The sequence below is a fragment of the Nocardioides sp. T2.26MG-1 genome (assembly GCF_950101795.1).
Taxonomy (GTDB): Bacteria; Actinomycetota; Actinomycetes; order Propionibacteriales; family Nocardioidaceae; genus Nocardioides.
The window spans coordinates 37,156-53,166 of sequence record NZ_CATNLZ010000007.1; the positions used below are offsets into that span (position 1 = coordinate 37,156).

The following is a 16,011-nucleotide window of genomic DNA, read 5'->3' on the forward strand; positions in this document are numbered from 1 at the left end:
CCGAAACTTTCGGGCGGGTCAACGTCGTTTCGGAGCAGTCTGAAGGTAAGTCGGTGTCCTCCCGGCAGCGCCCAGGACGGACAATCGAGCACCGGGAGGCCGTCATACCTGCACTCACGGCTGCCGCGCTCCTCTGGCAACCGGCATCCGAGACAACTCGGGGCCGGTGCGCACATCGTCTGCGCGGGGGAGTAGGGTCCACCTCGATCGACATCCTTTAACGAGCCGTCCCGAGAGGCGGAGAAGGAGGTCCGAGGCTCTTGCCTGCGCACCCTCAGCACGTGCCCGACAGTCCGACCAGCGGCCCTCTGGCCAGCGCGGACATCTCTCGCGTCGTCCTCGACGACAGCGACATCACGCGGGCCCTGACCCGCATCGCCCACGAGATCCTCGAGCGCAACAAGGGCGCCGCCGATCTCGTGCTCCTCGGCATCCCCACCCGCGGCGTGCCGCTCGCCGAGCGCATCGCCGCGCGGATCGCCGCCGTCGAGGGGGACGACGTGCCCGTCGGCTCGCTCGACGTCACGATGTACCGCGACGACCTGCGGATGAAGCCCGCGCGGGCGCTGCTGCCGACCCAGATCCCGGCCAGCGGCATCGACGGACGCACGGTGGTCCTCGTCGACGACGTGCTCTTCTCAGGCCGCACGATCCGGGCGGCGCTCGACGCGCTCAACGACATCGGTCGCCCGAGGGCGGTCCAGCTGGCCGTGCTGGTCGATCGAGGCCACCGCGAGCTCCCGATCCGTGCGGACTTCGTGGGCAAGAACCTCCCGACGTCGCTGGTCGAGACCGTCAAGGTCAGCCTGGCGGGCGTCGACGAGGTCGACGCGGTCACCATCCAGGGCCCCGCCGGTGGGGAGGTGACCGCATGAAGCGGCACCTGCTGAGCGCGGGCGACCTGACCCGCGACGACGCCGAGCTGATCCTGAGCACCGCGGCCGAGCTGCGCGAGCTGGCCGATCGGCCGATCAAGAAGCTGCCCGCGCTGCGCGGCCGCACGGTGGTGAACCTCTTCTTCGAGGACTCCACCCGTACCCGGATCTCGTTCGAGGCGGCCGCCAAGCGGCTGTCCGCGGACGTCATCAACTTCGCGGCGAAGGGCTCGAGCCTGTCCAAGGGCGAGAGCCTCAAGGACACCGCGCTCACCCTCGAGGCGATGGGCGCCGACGCCGTCGTGGTCCGGCACGGTGCCAGCGGTGCCCCGCACCGGCTGGCGAACTCCGGCTGGGTGCGCTCGAGCGTGGTCAACGCCGGGGACGGCACCCACGAGCACCCCACCCAGGCGCTGCTCGACGCGTTCACGATGTCGCGGCACCTCGGGACCGGCCCGAAGGGCAGCCTCGACGGCCGGCGGATCGCGATCGTCGGCGACGTGCTGCACAGCCGCGTGGCCCGCTCGAACGCGCTGCTCCTGCACACGCTCGGGGCCGAGGTCACGCTGGTCGCGCCGCCGACACTGTTCCCGGTCGGGGTGGAGAGCTGGCCGGTGGAGATCTCCTACGACCTCGACGCGGTGATCCCCAAGGCCGACGCGGTGATGATGCTGCGGGTCCAGCGCGAGCGGATGAGCGGCGGGTTCTTCCCGACCGCTCGGGAGTACTCCCGCCGCTACGGCCTCGACGGCCGTCGGATGGCGACGCTGCAGGACCACACGATCGTCATGCACCCCGGGCCGATGGTCCGCGGCATGGAGATCACCGCGGACGTCGCCGACGCCGACCGGTCCGTGATCGTCGAGCAGGTCACCAACGGCGTCGCCGTGCGGATGGCGGTCCTGTACCTGCTGCTGGGCGGCTCCGAGCCCGCCGTCGGAGGAGAAGAGTGAGCACCTACTGGATCAAGAACGTCAGCATTCTCGGCGGCGCGCCGACCGACCTGCTGCTCGCGAACGGCGTGATCGAGCGCGTCGGCGCGGGGATCTCGACGAGCTCGACCACCGAAGGCGTCGAGGAGATCGACGGCACCGGCCTGATCGCCCTGCCCGGCCTCGTCGACCTGCACACGCACCTGCGCGAGCCGGGCCGCGAGGACGCCGAGACGGTGGAGTCCGGCACCCGCGCCGCCGCGATGGGCGGCTTCACCGCCGTGCATGCGATGGCCAACACCGAGCCGGTCGCCGATACCGCCGGCGTCGTCGAGCAGGTCTGGCGGCTGGGCCGCGAGGCCGGCTACTGCGACGTCTACCCGGTCGGCGCGGTCACGGTCGGCCTCGCCGGCCAGCAGCTCGCCGAGCTCGGCGCGATGGCCGACTCCGCGGCCCGAGTGCGGGTGTTCTCAGACGACGGCAAGTGCGTGAGCGACGCGGTGCTGATGCGCCGGGCGCTGGAGTACGTCAAGGCGTTCGACGGCGTCGTCGCCCAGCACGCCCAGGAGCCCCGGCTCACCGAGGGCGCTCAGATGAACGAGGGCCCGCTGTCCGGGCGCCTGGGTCTCGCCGGGTGGCCGGCGGTCGCCGAGGAGGCGATCATCGCCCGCGACGTGCTGCTCGCCGAGCACGTCGGGTCGCGGCTGCACGTGTGCCACGTGTCCACCGCGGGCTCGGTCGAGCTGATCCGGTGGGCCAAGGGCAAGGGCGTGGACGTCACGGCCGAGGCCTGCCCGCACCACCTGCTGCTCACCGACGACCTGGCCGCGACGTACGACCCGATCTACAAGGTCAACCCACCGCTGCGCTCGACCGCCGACGCCGAGGCGCTCCGGGCCGGGCTCGCCGACGGCACCATCGACATCGTCGCCACCGACCACGCCCCGCACCCGCACGAGGACAAGGACTGCGAGTGGGCCGCAGCGGCCTTCGGGATGCTCGGGCTCGAGACCGCGCTCTCGATCGTGCAGCAGACGATGGTCGACCCCGGCCTGCTCGACTGGGCGGGCGTCGCCGACCGGATGTCCGCCGCACCTGCGCGGATCGGTCGGGTCGCCGACCACGGCCGGCCGATCGCCGAGGGCGAGCCGGCCAACGTGGTCCTCTACGACCCCGCCGCGACGCGGGTGATCGACCCCGCGGAGACGCAGAGCCTGAGCCGCAACACGCCCTACCGCGGCATGGAGCTGCCCGGCCGGGTGGTGGCGACGTTCCTGCGCGGCAAGGCGACCGTGCTCGACGGGAAGATCCAGTGACCGCCCCGGCGATCCTCGTGCTCGAGGACGGCCGGACCTTCAGCGGCGAGTCGTTCGGCGCCGAGGGAGAGACGTTCGGCGAGGCGGTCTTCAACACCGGCATGACCGGCTACCAGGAGACGCTGACCGACCCGTCGTACCACCGCCAGGTCGTCGTGATGACCGCGCCGCACGTCGGCAACACCGGCGTCAACGACGAGGACCCCGAGAGCAGCCGCATCTGGGTGGCCGGGTACGTCGTGCGCGACCCCGCCCGCCGCTCGTCGAGCTGGCGGGCGAGCCGCACGCTCGACGAGGAGCTGCGGGAGCAGGGCGTCGTCGGCATCTCGGGCATCGACACCCGGGCGCTGACCCGGCACCTGCGCGAGCGTGGCGCGATGCGGGTCGGGATCTCCTCGACCGAGACCGACGCCGCCGCGCTGCTCGAGCGGGTGCGCGCGTCGGTTGAGATGTCCGGTGCGGAGCTCGCCTCCGAGGTCTCGACCCAGGAGGCGTACGTCGTCCCCGCCATCGGCACCAAGCGGTTCACGGTCGCGGCCCTCGACCTCGGCATCAAGACGATGACTCCGCACCGGATGGCCGAGCGCGGCATCGAGGTGCACGTGCTGCCCGCGACCGCGTCGCTCGACGACGTCCGCGCGGTGGGCGCCGACGGGCTCTTCTACTCCAACGGCCCGGGCGACCCGGCCGCGACCACCCACCAGATCGAGGTGCTCCAGGGAGCGCTCGCCGACGGGCTTCCCTACTTCGGCATCTGCTTCGGCAACCAGCTCTTCGGCCGGGCGCTCGGGTTCGGCACCTACAAGCTCAAGTACGGCCACCGCGGCATCAACCAGCCGGTGATGGACCGCACCACCGGCAAGGTCGAGGTGACCGCCCACAACCACGGGTTCGCCGTCGACGCCCCGCTGGAGGGCGGCACCACCACGCCGTACGGCGAGGCGAGCGTCAGCCACGTGTGCCTCAACGACGACGTGGTCGAGGGGCTGGAGCTGCGCGACGCCGACGGGCGGCTGACGGGCTTCTCCGTGCAGTACCACCCCGAGGCGGCCGCCGGCCCGCACGACGCGGCGTACCTCTTCGACCGGTTCACCGACGTGATGGAGGGCAAGGCCTGATGCCGAAGCGTGACGACATCAAGTCGGTCCTGGTGATCGGCTCGGGGCCGATCATCATCGGCCAGGCCTGCGAGTTCGACTACTCCGGCACCCAGGCGTGCCGGGTGCTGCGGGCCGAGGGCCTGCGGGTGGTCCTGGTCAACTCCAACCCGGCCACGATCATGACCGACCCGGAGTTCGCGGACGCGACGTACGTCGAGCCGATCACCCCGGAGTTCGTCGAGAAGGTCATCGAGAAGGAGCGACCCGACGCGCTGCTCGCGACGCTGGGCGGGCAGACCGCACTCAACACCGCGATCGCGCTGTCCGAGCGCGGCGTGCTGGAGAAGTACGGCGTCGAGCTGATCGGCGCCAGCATCGAGGCGATCCACCGCGGCGAGAACCGCGAGTCCTTCAACGCGATCGTGGCGAAGGTCGGCGGGGAGGTCGCCCGCAGCTTCGTGTGCCACTCGCTGGCCGACTGCGAGGAGGCCGTCGCCGCGCTCGGCTACCCGGTCGTCGTGCGCCCGTCGTTCACGATGGGCGGCACCGGCTCCGGCATCGCCTACGACGAGGGCGACCTCGCGCGCATCGCCGGCGCCGGCCTGTCCGCCAGTCCGACCACCGAGGTGCTGATCGAGGAGTCGATCATCGGGTGGAAGGAGTACGAGCTCGAGGTCATGCGCGACCGCGCCGACAACGTCGTGATCGTCTGCTCGATCGAGAACCTCGACCCGATGGGCGTGCACACCGGGGACTCGATCACGGTGGCGCCCGCGATGACGCTCACCGACCGCGAGTACCAGCACCTGCGCGACCTGGCGATCGGCATCATCCGCGAGGTCGGCGTCGACACCGGCGGCTGCAACATCCAGTACGCCGTGAACCCGGTCGACGGCCGGGTCATCGTCATCGAGATGAATCCGCGCGTCTCCCGGTCCAGCGCACTGGCGTCGAAGGCGACCGGCTACCCGATCGCCAAGATCGCCGCCAAGGTGGCGATCGGCTACACGCTCGACGAGGTCCCCAACGACATCACGACCCGGGAGGACGGCCAGAGCACGCCGGCATCCTTCGAGCCGACGCTCGACTACGTCGTGGTGAAGGTGCCGCGCTTCGCGTTCGAGAAGTTCCCCGGTGCCGACCCGGTCCTCACCACGCACATGAAGTCCGTCGGCGAGGCGATGGCGATCGGGCGCAACTTCACCGAGGCGCTGCAGAAGGCGCTGCGCTCGCTGGAGAGCCACACCGCCGTCTTCGACTGGGAGAAGGAGTGGGTCGACCTCGACAAGGACGCGATCCTCGAGGAGATCCGCAGGCCCCACGACGGTCGCCTGAAGAAGGTCATGGACGCGATCCGGGCCGGGGCCACGCCCGAGGAGGTCTTCGACGCCACCGGCATCGACCCGTGGTTCGTCGACCAGCTGGTGCTGATCAACGAGATCGCGGCCGAGGTGACCGCGGCTCCCGAGCTGACGCCGGCGCTGCTGCGCAAGGCCAAGCGGCACGGGTTCTCCGACTTCCAGATCGGCAAGATCCGGGGGATGACCCCGGCCGTCGTCCGCGGGGTCCGGCACGCGCTGGGGATCCGGCCGGTCTACAAGACCGTCGACACCTGCGCGGCCGAGTTCGCCGCGGTGACGCCGTACCACTACTCGTCGTACGACGAGGAGTCCGAGGTCCAGCCGCGGGAGAAGGAGGCGGTGATCATCCTCGGCTCGGGGCCCAACCGGATCGGCCAGGGCATCGAGTTCGACTACTCCTGCGTGCACGCGGCGCTGGCGCTCTCGGAGGCCGGCTACGAGACCGTGATGGTCAACTGCAACCCCGAGACGGTGTCCACCGACTACGACACCTCCGACCGCCTCTACTTCGAGCCGCTGACGCTCGAGGACGTGCTCGAGATCGTGCACGCCGAGCGCCAGGCGGGCCCGGTGGCCGGCGTCATCTGCCAGCTCGGGGGACAGACCCCGCTGGGTCTCGCCCAGGGCCTGAAGGACAACGGCGTCCCGATCCTCGGCACCTCCCCGGAGGCCATCCACCTCGCCGAGGAGCGCGGCGCCTTCGGGCGGGTGCTCCACGAGGCCGGCCTGCCCGCCCCCAAGCACGGCATGGCCACCAGCTTCGGCGAGGCCAAGGAGATCGCCGCCGAGATCGGGTTCCCGGTGCTGGTGCGCCCGTCGTACGTCCTCGGTGGCCGCGGCATGGAGATCGTGTACGACGACGCGGCGCTCGAGGGCTACATCCAGCGCGCCACCGAGATCAGCCCGGCGCACCCGGTGCTGGTCGACCGCTTCATCGACGACGCCGTCGAGATCGACGTCGACGCGCTGTTCGACGGCGAGGAGCTCTTCCTCGGCGGCGTGATGGAGCACATCGAGGAGGCCGGCATCCACTCCGGCGACTCCTCCTGCGCGCTGCCGCCGATCACCCTCGGCGACGCCGAGATCCGCCGGATCCGGGAGGCCACCGAGGCGATCGCCCGCGGCGTGGGGGTGCGGGGGCTGCTGAACATCCAGTTCGCGCTCGGCTCCGACGTGCTCTACGTGCTCGAGGCCAACCCGCGGGCCAGCCGCACGGTGCCGTTCGTCTCCAAGGCGACCGCCACCCCGCTGGCCAACGCGGCGGCCCGGATCATGGTCGGCGACACGGTCGCCCGGCTCCGCGACGTCGGGATCCTGCCCGCGACCGGCGACGGGGGCACGCTGCCGCCCGGACAGCCGATCGCGGTCAAGGAGGCGGTGATGCCGTTCAACCGGTTCCGCACCCCCGACGGGCGGCAGATCGACACGATCCTCGGCCCGGAGATGAAGTCCACCGGCGAGGTGATGGGCCTGGACGCCGACTTCGGCACCGCGTTCGCCAAGGCCCAGGCCGGCGCGTTCGGGGCGCTGCCGACGAGCGGGCGGGTGTTCGTGTCGGTGGCCAACCGCGACAAGCGCAACATGATCTTCCCGATCAAGGTGCTCGCCGAGCACGGCTTCGAGATCCTCGCCACCCAGGGCACGGCCGAGGTGCTGCGCCGCAACGGCGTCACCGCGACCATCGTGCGCAAGCACTTCGAGGGCGCCGGGCCGCACGGCGAGAAGACCACCGTGCAGCTGATCCTGGAGGGCGAGGTGCAGCTGGTTGTCAACACGCCGCACGGCTCGACCAGCGGCAGCTCGGTGCGCCTCGACGGCTACGAGATCCGGACCGCCGCGGTGATGGGCAACATCCCGTGCGTGACCACGATCCAGGGGCTCGGCGCGGCCGTGCAGGGGATCGAGGCGGTACGCCGCGGCGAGATCGGGGTCCGGTCGCTGCAGGACTGGGCCCGGGGCGCGGCCGAGGCCGCCGCGGCCGCCGAGAACAGCTGACGTGTACCGGCTCCTGTTCGACCACGTGCTGACCCGGACCGACCCGGAGCGTGCCCACCACGGCGCGTTCCGGGCGATCCGGGCGGCCCGCCCCGCGCTCCGGATGCTGGCCAAGGTCGGGGGAGCGCCGGGGGAGCCGGTCGACGCCCTCGGCCTGCGCTTCCCCAACGTGCTCGGCCTCGCCGCCGGCTTCGACAAGAACGCGGTCGGCATCGACGCGCTCGGGGCGCTCGGCTTCGGGCACGTCGAGGTGGGCACGGTGACGGGCGAGCCGCAGCCCGGCAACCCGAAGCCGCGGCTGTTCCGGCTGCCCGAGGACCGGGCCGTCGTCAACCGGATGGGCTTCAACAACGAGGGCGCCGAGGTCGTCGCCGCCCGGCTCGTGGCGCGCGCGCGTGGTCTCGACCGGCTCGGCGGCCGGTGCCGCCCGGTGCTGGGCGTCAACATCGGGAAGAGCAAGGTCGTGCCCGAGGCCGAGGCGGTCCGCGACTACGAGAAGTCCGCGCGGCTCCTCGCGCCGTACGCCGACTACCTGGTCGTGAACGTCAGCTCGCCCAACACCCCGGGCCTGCGCGACCTGCAGGCCGTCGAGAAGCTCGAGCCGATCCTGACCGCCGTCCAGGGGATCGCCGCCGCCGGTGACCGGCGGGTGCCGCTGCTCGTGAAGATCGCCCCGGACCTGGCCGACGACGACGTGCTCGCCGTCGCCGACCTCGTCACGGCGATCGGCCTCGACGGCATCGTCGCGACCAACACGACCATCTCCCGCGAGGGACTGCGCACCCCGGCCGGCCGGGTCGCCGAGATCGGTGCGGGCGGCCTGTCGGGACGGCCGCTGACCGAGCGGGCCACCGACGTGCTGCGCCTGCTGCGCGGCCGGGTCGGCCCGGACCTGACGCTGATCGGGGTCGGCGGGATCACATCGATCGAGGACGCCCGCGCGCGCCTGGCCGCAGGTGCCACCCTGCTACAGGGGTACACCGCGTTCATCTACGAGGGCCCGCTGTGGCCACGCCGGATCGTCGAGGGAGTCGACCAGTGACCTTTGGAGCCCGCCTGCACGCAGCCGTCGAGGCGCGCGGACCGCTCTGTGTGGGCGTCGACCCGCACGCCTCGCTGCTCGCCGAATGGGGGCTGGGCGACGACGTCACCGGCCTCGAGGCCTTCGCCCGCACCGTGGTCGAGGCCGTGGCGCCGGTGGCCTCGGTCGTCAAGCCGCAGTCGGCGTTCTTCGAGCGGTTCGGCAGCCGGGGGATCGCGGTGCTCGAGCGCGTGATCGCCGACTCCCGTGCCGCCGGCGCCCTGGTGCTGCTCGACGTGAAGCGCGGCGACATCGGCTCCACCAGCCAGGCATACGCCGACGCCTACCTCGACCCCGCCTCGCCGCTGGCGAGCGACGCGATCACGGTCAGCCCGTTCCTCGGCTTCGGCTCGCTCGACCCGTTCGTGGACACCGCACGACGCCACGACGCCGGCCTGTTCGTGCTCGCGCTGACCTCCAACAAGGAGGGTCCCGAGGTCCAGCACGCCCGGATCGACGACGGTGGCACCGGTGGGGGAACGGTCGCCGGGCGGATGCTCGACCACCTGCGCCGGCTCAACGCGGACTCGTCGCCGCTGGGGTCCTTCGGCGCGGTGGTCGGTGCCACGATCGGCGCGACCGACGAGGACCTCGCGTTCAACGGGCCCGTCCTCGCGCCGGGCTTCGGGGCCCAGGGCGGCACGGTCCACGACGTACGCCGGCTGTTCGGCGCCGCGGCCGCCGTGCTGCCCAGCTCCTCGCGCGGCGTCCTGCGGCTCCGGGACCCGGAGGCGATGCGCGCCGCGGTGCTCCGGATGAACGACGAGCTGCGCTCGTGACCCGGACGCGGGCCGCCGTCCTCGCCGCGGCCGTGCTCCTGCCGCTCCTCGCCGGCTGCGGGGGAGACCCGCAGGAGGCCTACTGCGGCGCGGTCAAGGACCACCAGGAGGAGCTCAGCGGGATCGTGGGCAGCGGGGAGCCCGACGCGCTCCTGAAGGCGCTGCCGGTCTTCCGCGACCTCCAGGCCCAGGCGCCGGACGACATCACGGACGAGTGGCAGCAGGTGGTCGGCCGGATCGAGGCACTGTCGGAGGCGCTCGACGAGGCCGGCGTCGACGCGGCGACGTACGACCGCGACCACCCGCCCGCCGGGCTCACCGACGAGGAGAAGGCCCGCATCGACGCGGCGGCCACCGAGCTGGGCAGCGGCACCACGCTGCGCGCCCTCCAGGACCTCGACCAGCAGGCGCGTGACGTGTGCCGCACGCCGTTGACGCTCTGACCGGACCCGATTGCTGCCCGGTCGCGGTTCTGACTAGTGTGACCTCTCACCGGCCCCCGCCACGGGGACCCCGCCGCCCGCCGACTTAAGGACCTCACGCTCGTGGCTCTGCCCCCGCTCACCCCCGAACAGCGCCAGGCGGCCCTCGAGAAGGCCGCCGCCTCCCGCAGGGAGCGGGCCGAGGTGAAGAACCGGCTGAAGAACTCCGGTGCGTCGATCGTCGACGTCCTCCAGGAGGGACAGCGCAACGAGGTCATCGGCAAGATGCGCGTCGTCGACCTCCTGCAGTCGATGCCGGGTCTGGGCAAGGTCCGCGCCCGCCAGGTCATGGAGCGGCTCGGCATCGCGGAGAGCCGCCGGGTCCGCGGACTCGGCACCAAGCAGGTCGCGGCACTCGAGAAGGAGTTCGCCGCGCGTGACTGACGCGCCGCCCCACCCCGTCCCTCGTCGCTCGCGCCTCCTCGTCCTCGCCGGCCCGACCGCCGTCGGCAAGGGCACCGTCGCCGCCGAGGTGCGCCGCTGCCACCCCGAGGTCTGGATCTCCGTGTCGGCGACCACCCGGGCGCCGCGGCCGGGGGAGGAGAACGGCGTCCATTACTGGTTCGTCTCCGACGAGGAGTTCGACGCGATGGTCGAGCAGGGCAACCTGCTGGAGTGGGCCGTGGTCCACAAGACCGCCCGCTACGGCACGCCCCGTCAGCCCGTGGAGCTCGCGCTGGCCTCCGGCCGCCCGGCGATGCTGGAGATCGACCTCCAGGGCGCGCGCCAGGTGCGCGGCACGATGCCCGACGCGCTGTTCGTGTTCCTCAAGCCCCCGTCGTGGGACGAGCTGGTGCGCCGGCTGGTCGGACGGGGTACGGAGACCGAGGAGGAGCGGGAGCGGCGGCTCGAGACCGCGCGCGAGGAGCTGGCGGCCGAGGCGGAGTTCGACGTGACGATCGTCAACCGCGAAGTTCACGCTGCTGCGGAGGAGTTGGTAGCCTTGATGTTGCCATCCCCAACAGATTCGTGAGGCAACTGCTTTGTCCGGACCCACCATCGCGGCCGAGGGCGTCACCAACCCCCCGATCGACGAGCTGCTGACGAAGACCGACAGCAAGTACAAGCTGGTCCTCTACAGCGCCAAGCGCGCCCGGCAGATCAACGCCTACTACTCCCAGCTGGGCGAGGGCCTCCTCGAGTACGTCGGCCCGCTCGTCGACACGCACGTCCAGGAGAAGCCCCTCTCGATCGCGCTGCGCGAGATCAACGAGGACCTGCTGACCTGCGAGGACATCGACCCTGCCGAGCTCGCCGCCGAGGAGGCCGCCGCGTCGGCCGCCGCCGCGGACGCCGGGAACTCCTTCAGCGAGTGATCCGCTGAGCACCAGCAGCAGCCACGAGGCCGTCTCCCCGTCGGGGAGACGGCCTGCTGCTCGTTCGGGCCCGGTGCGGGTGGTGCTGGGTGTCTCGGGCGGCATCGCGGCGTACAAGGCCTGCGAGCTGCTGCGCCGGTTCACCGAGTCCGGTCATGACGTGACGGTCGTGCCGACCGCGGCGGCGCTGGAGTTCGTGGGCGCGCCGACCTGGGCGGCGTTGTCGGGCAAGCCGGTCGCCACCGACGTCTGGACCGACGTGCACGAGGTGCCGCACGTGCGGATCGGGCGGTCCGCCGACCTCGTCGTCGTGGCGCCGGCCACCGCCGACCTGATCGCCAAGGCCGCCCACGGGCTCGCCGACGACCTGCTCACCAACACCCTGCTCACCGCCAGCTGCCCGGTCGTGTTCGCGCCCGCGATGCACACCGAGATGTGGGAGCACCCCGCGACCCGGGCCAACGTCGCCACGCTGCGCTCCCGCGGCGCTCTCGTGATCGAGCCCGCCGAGGGCCGGCTCACCGGCGCCGACACCGGCAAGGGACGGCTCCCCGAGCCCGCCGAGATCTTCGAGGTCTGCCGTGAGGTGCTGGCCGGGTCCGGCTCCGACCCGGCGACCGATCTCGCCGGCCGGCACGTGCTCGTCACCGCCGGCGGCACCCGCGAGTACCTCGACCCGGTCCGCTTCCTCGGCAACCGCTCCTCCGGGCTGCAGGGCTACGCCCTCGCCCGGGCGGCCGTCGCCCGCGGTGCCGAGGTGACCCTGGTCGCGGCCAACGTGACGCTGCCCGACCCGGCCGGGGTGAAGGTGGTGCGGGTGGAGACCACCGCCGAGCTGCGGCAGGAGGTGCTCGCGGCGACCCCGTCGGCCGACGCGGTCGTGATGGCCGCCGCGCCCGCCGACTTCCGGCCCGTGGACGTCAGCGACGCGAAGATCAAGAAGGCCCCCGACGGCTCGGCGCCCCCGCTGGCCCTCACCCAGAACCCCGACATCCTGCACGAGATCAGCAGCAACCGGGTCCGCCCGGGCGCGGTGATCGTCGGCTTCGCGGCCGAGACCGGCGACGACACCGGGTCGGTGCTCGACCTCGGCCGCGCCAAGCTCGCCCGCAAGGGCTGCGACCTCCTGGTCGTCAACGACGTCGGCGGCGGCGCGGTGTTCGGCAGCCCCGACAACGAGGCCGTGATCATCGGCGCCGACGGCGCGACGGTCGAGGTGCCGCGTGGTTCCAAGGGTGCGTTGGCGCGCGTCATTTGGGACGAAGTGGCCGCCAGGCTGCAGGATTGAGACCGGCGTCGCGACGTACGAGACGCTCGATATTCTGAGCCGCACCGCCCGCACCGGGCCAACACCCACATCAGGAGCGCAGAAGTGACCGGACGCCTCTTCACCTCGGAGTCGGTGACCGAGGGTCACCCCGACAAGATCGCCGACCAGATCAGCGACTCGGTGCTCGACGCGATGCTCGAGCAGGACCCCACCAGCCGTGTCGCGGTCGAGACGCTCCTGACCACCGGCCTCGTGGTCGTGGCCGGCGAGGTCACCACGACCGGCTACGTGGACGTCAAGGACGTCGTACGCCGCCGGATCATCGACATCGGCTACGACTCCTCGATCAAGGGCTTCGACGGCCACTCCTGCGGCGTCATGGTCGCCATCGGCGGCCAGTCCGGTGACATCGCCCAGGGCGTCGACACCGGCCACGAGAGCCGCACCGGCTCGGTCGACGCCATGGACAAGCAGGGCGCGGGCGACCAGGGCCTGATGTTCGGCTACGCCTGCGACGACACCGACGTCCTCATGCCGCTCCCGATCGTGATCGCGCAGCGCCTCGCCGAGCAGCTCACCGCCGTCCGCAAGGACGGCACGCTGCCCTACCTGCGTCCCGACGGCAAGACCCAGGTCACCATCGAGTACGACGCCGCCAACCGACCGGTGCGCGTCGACACCGTCGTGCTGTCCTCGCAGCACGACGAGGACACCGAGCTCGGCACGCTCGAGGCCGACGTCAAGAAGCACGTCATCGACCCGGTGCTCGCGAAGTTCTCGATCCCGTCCGAGGGCTACCGGCTGCTGGTCAACCCGACCGGTCGCTTCGTCGTCGGCGGCCCCATGGGCGACGCCGGCCTGACCGGCCGCAAGATCATCGTCGACACCTACGGCGGGATGGCCCGCCACGGTGGCGGTGCGTTCTCCGGCAAGGACCCGTCGAAGGTCGACCGCTCGGCCGCCTACGCGATGCGCTGGGTGGCCAAGAACGTCGTGGCCGCCGGCCTCGCCACCCGCTGCGAGGCCCAGGTGGCCTACGCGATCGGCAAGGCCCAGCCGGTCGGCGTGTTCATCGAGACCTTCGGCACCGGCGTGGTCTCCGACGAGCGGATCCAGGAGGCGGTGCTCGAGGTCTTCGACCTGCGCCCCGCCGCGATCATCCGCGACCTCGACCTGCTCCGGCCGATCTACGCCAAGACCGCGGCGTACGGCCACTTCGGCCGCGAGCTCCCCGAGTTCACCTGGGAGCGCACCGACCGCGCCGACGCGCTCAAAGCTGCCGCCGGCCTGTGACCTGGTTGACCCGCCCGAAACTTTCGGGCGGATCGTCGACACTACGTTGACCCGCCCGAAACTTTCGGGCGGGTCAACGTCGTGTTGGGGGCGTCGCCGCCCGCTGGTAGACATCTGCCCGTGACCCCGCCCATGACCGACCCCGAGGAGCAGCCCGAGCTGCTGCCGGGCATGGTCCGGGCGACGCTCAAGGCGTCCCAGGCGAAGGCCCGGGCGACCCGCGAGCGCAAGGCGAAGCAGGCCGAGCCGGCTGCGGTCGACCCGGTGGCCAGGGTGCTGGTCGACGTCCCCCTCGCGCACCTCGACCGGCCCTTCGACTACGCGGTGCCGGCGGCGATGGCCGACGACGCCCGGCCGGGGGTGCGGGTCAAGGTCCGCTTCGCCGGACAGGACGTCGACGGCTACCTCGTGGCCCGGGCCGCCACGTCGGACCACCCCGGCCGGCTGGCCCCGCTGCGCCGTGTGGTGAGCGCCGAGCCGGTGCTCGCCCCGCAGGTCGAGGCCCTCACCGCCGACCTCGCCGAGCGTTACGCCGGCACCCGCTCCGACGTGCTCCGGCTCGCCGTGCCCGCACGGCATGCGACCACCGAGCAGCGCGCCAGCCCGCCCGCCCCGCCCTGGCGCGGCGTCGACCTCCCGGCCGGTGAGGCCGCCTGGGCAGGTCACGAGCCGGGCGCGGCGTACCTGCGCCACCTCGCCGACGGAGGCACACCGCGGGCGGTGTGGACCGCCGCCCCGGCGACCGACTGGCCGGCGCTGGTCGCCCATGCCGTGGCGGCGACGTACGCCTCGGGGCGCGGCAGCCTCGTGTGCGTGCCCGACGGCAAGGACGTCGCTCGTGTCGACGCGGCGCTCACCGCGGTGCTGGGAGACGGGCACCACGTCACGCTGACCGCGGACTCGGGGCCGGCGGCCCGCTACCGTGACTTCCTCGCCGTCAGCCGTGGCGCGCGGCGGATCGTGGTCGGCACCCGCGCTGCGGGCTTCGCCCCCGTCCACGACCTCGGGCTCGTCGTCGTGTGGGACGACGGCGACGACCTCCATGCCGAGCCGCGCGCTCCCTACCCGCACACCCGCGAGACCCTGCTGCTGCGCGCCGAGCGCGAGCGCACCGCGGCGCTGGTCGGCGGCTTCGTGCGCACCGTCGAGGGGGAGTACCTGCTGCGCACGGGCTGGGCCCACGAGCTCGCGGCGCCGCGCGAGGAGGTGCGCCGCCGGGTGACGGTGACCGTCGCCGGAGCCGCGGACAACCGCGACACGCACGCCCGAGGCGCCCGGATGCCCCGCGAGGTCCACCTGGCAATCCGCGACGCGGTGGCCGAGGGGCCGGTCCTCGTGCAGACCCCGCGGCTGGGCTACGCCACCGCGCTGGCCTGCGAGCGCTGCCGTACACCGGCCCGCTGCGCGGCCTGCCAGGGCCCGCTGGCGCTCACGGGACCGACCACCCCGCCCGCCTGCCGGTGGTGCGGCACGGTGGCCGAGGACTGGTCGTGCCCCGAGTGCGGGCACCGGGGGCTGCGCGCGCCGGTGCTCGGCGACGCCCGCACCGCCGAGGAGCTGGGCCGGGCCTTCCCGGGGGTCACCGTGCGCTCGAGCTCGGGGGACAGTGTGGTGCCGTCCGTCGCCTCCCGCCCCCAGATCGTGGTCGCCACCCCGGGCGCCGAGCCCGTGGCGGAGGACGGCTACGCCGCGGTCGTGCTGCTCGACACCTGGCTGCTGCTCTCGCGCATCGACCTGCGAGCCGAGGAGGAGGCGCTGCGCCGCTGGGCCAACGCCGCCGCCCTGGTCCGTCCCGGCGGCCGGGTGGTCGCGGTGGGCGACGCCGCCCACCCCGCGCTCCAGGCGCTCGTGCGCTGGGACCCGGCCGGGTTCGCCGCCCGCGAGACCGCCGAGCGGGTCGAGGCCCACCTGCCGCCGGCCAGCCGGCTCGCGACGGTCACGGGGGAGCCGGGAGCGGTCGACGACGCCCTCACGCTGCTCGACGCTCCCCGCGGCGCAGAGATCCTCGGCCCCGTTGACCTCGGCGACGGCGAGTGCCGGGTCGTGGTCCGGGTCCCGCGTGCCCAGGGTGTCGCGCTCTCCCACGCCCTCGGCCAGCTGCAGCGCGTGCGCTCGAGCCGCAAGCTCGACGCGGTCCGCATCCAGGTCGACCCGCCGACGCTGTAGGCCGTGACGCGCTGCCACCCACCGCGCGACCGACCTATCCTCGGA

14 protein-coding genes are annotated in these 16,011 nt (G+C 72.7%); all 14 read left to right on the forward strand.

Translation table 11 applies throughout. The features are described from left to right. Positions 1 to 281: 281 nt before the first annotated feature. The gene (gene pyrR, locus QQZ14_RS07940) at positions 282 to 875 is read left to right on the forward strand and encodes a bifunctional pyr operon transcriptional regulator/uracil phosphoribosyltransferase PyrR (protein WP_446740482.1); all 594 of its coding nucleotides are present in this window, start codon (positions 282 to 284) and stop codon (positions 873 to 875) included. After that, complete coding sequence (locus QQZ14_RS07945; RefSeq protein WP_284533709.1) at positions 872 to 1,828, forward strand: aspartate carbamoyltransferase catalytic subunit; 957 nt, start codon at positions 872 to 874, stop codon at positions 1,826 to 1,828. The genes pyrR and QQZ14_RS07945 overlap by 4 nt, the downstream gene beginning before the upstream one ends. Next, on the forward strand, positions 1,825 to 3,123 hold the full coding sequence (locus tag QQZ14_RS07950) for a dihydroorotase (RefSeq protein ID WP_284533710.1): 1,299 nt from the start codon (positions 1,825 to 1,827) through the stop codon (positions 3,121 to 3,123). The genes QQZ14_RS07945 and QQZ14_RS07950 overlap by 4 nt, the downstream gene beginning before the upstream one ends. Next, positions 3,120 to 4,241 carry a glutamine-hydrolyzing carbamoyl-phosphate synthase small subunit gene (gene carA / locus QQZ14_RS07955; protein ID WP_284533712.1) on the forward strand — a complete coding sequence of 374 codons (1,122 nt, stop codon included), beginning with the start codon at positions 3,120 to 3,122 and terminating at the stop codon, positions 4,239 to 4,241. The genes QQZ14_RS07950 and carA overlap by 4 nt, the downstream gene beginning before the upstream one ends. Further along, a complete protein-coding gene (gene carB / locus QQZ14_RS07960; RefSeq protein WP_284533714.1) occupies positions 4,241 to 7,579 on the forward strand; it encodes a carbamoyl-phosphate synthase large subunit in 3,339 nt (1,112 codons plus the stop codon). Before carA ends, carB begins: the two co-directional genes overlap by 1 nt. Before the next feature lies 1 nt (position 7,580). Further along, the gene (locus tag QQZ14_RS07965; protein ID WP_284533716.1) at positions 7,581 to 8,621 is read left to right on the forward strand and encodes a quinone-dependent dihydroorotate dehydrogenase; all 1,041 of its coding nucleotides are present in this window, start codon (positions 7,581 to 7,583) and stop codon (positions 8,619 to 8,621) included. Beyond that, a complete protein-coding gene (gene pyrF / locus QQZ14_RS07970; protein WP_284533718.1) occupies positions 8,618 to 9,439 on the forward strand; it encodes an orotidine-5'-phosphate decarboxylase in 822 nt (273 codons plus the stop codon). Before QQZ14_RS07965 ends, pyrF begins: the two co-directional genes overlap by 4 nt. Continuing rightward, positions 9,436 to 9,882, forward strand: coding sequence for a hypothetical protein (locus tag QQZ14_RS07975; RefSeq protein ID WP_284533719.1), 447 nt, complete (start codon positions 9,436 to 9,438; stop codon positions 9,880 to 9,882). The genes pyrF and QQZ14_RS07975 overlap by 4 nt, the downstream gene beginning before the upstream one ends. Positions 9,883 to 9,984: 102 nt before the next feature. Continuing rightward, complete coding sequence (gene mihF, locus QQZ14_RS07980; protein ID WP_284533720.1) at positions 9,985 to 10,305, forward strand: integration host factor, actinobacterial type; 321 nt, start codon at positions 9,985 to 9,987, stop codon at positions 10,303 to 10,305. Then, a complete protein-coding gene (gene gmk, locus QQZ14_RS07985; protein WP_284533721.1) occupies positions 10,298 to 10,894 on the forward strand; it encodes a guanylate kinase in 597 nt (198 codons plus the stop codon). Before mihF ends, gmk begins: the two co-directional genes overlap by 8 nt. 10 nt (positions 10,895 to 10,904) lie before the next feature. Further along, positions 10,905 to 11,237: a DNA-directed RNA polymerase subunit omega gene (rpoZ, locus tag QQZ14_RS07990; RefSeq protein ID WP_284533722.1), complete on the forward strand. Its 333-nt coding sequence runs from the start codon at positions 10,905 to 10,907 to the stop codon at positions 11,235 to 11,237. A gap of 79 nt (positions 11,238 to 11,316) precedes the next feature. Beyond that, a complete protein-coding gene (coaBC, locus tag QQZ14_RS07995) occupies positions 11,317 to 12,525 on the forward strand; it encodes a bifunctional phosphopantothenoylcysteine decarboxylase/phosphopantothenate--cysteine ligase CoaBC (protein ID WP_284533777.1) in 1,209 nt (402 codons plus the stop codon). Between the two features lie 84 nt (positions 12,526 to 12,609). Continuing rightward, on the forward strand, positions 12,610 to 13,800 hold the full coding sequence (gene metK, locus QQZ14_RS08000) for a methionine adenosyltransferase (RefSeq protein WP_284533723.1): 1,191 nt from the start codon (positions 12,610 to 12,612) through the stop codon (positions 13,798 to 13,800). Between the two features lie 120 nt (positions 13,801 to 13,920). Further along, entirely contained in the window at positions 13,921 to 15,966 is a 2,046-nt protein-coding gene (locus QQZ14_RS08005) for a primosomal protein N' (RefSeq protein WP_342395229.1), read from the forward strand. Positions 15,967 to 16,011 lie beyond the last annotated feature (45 nt).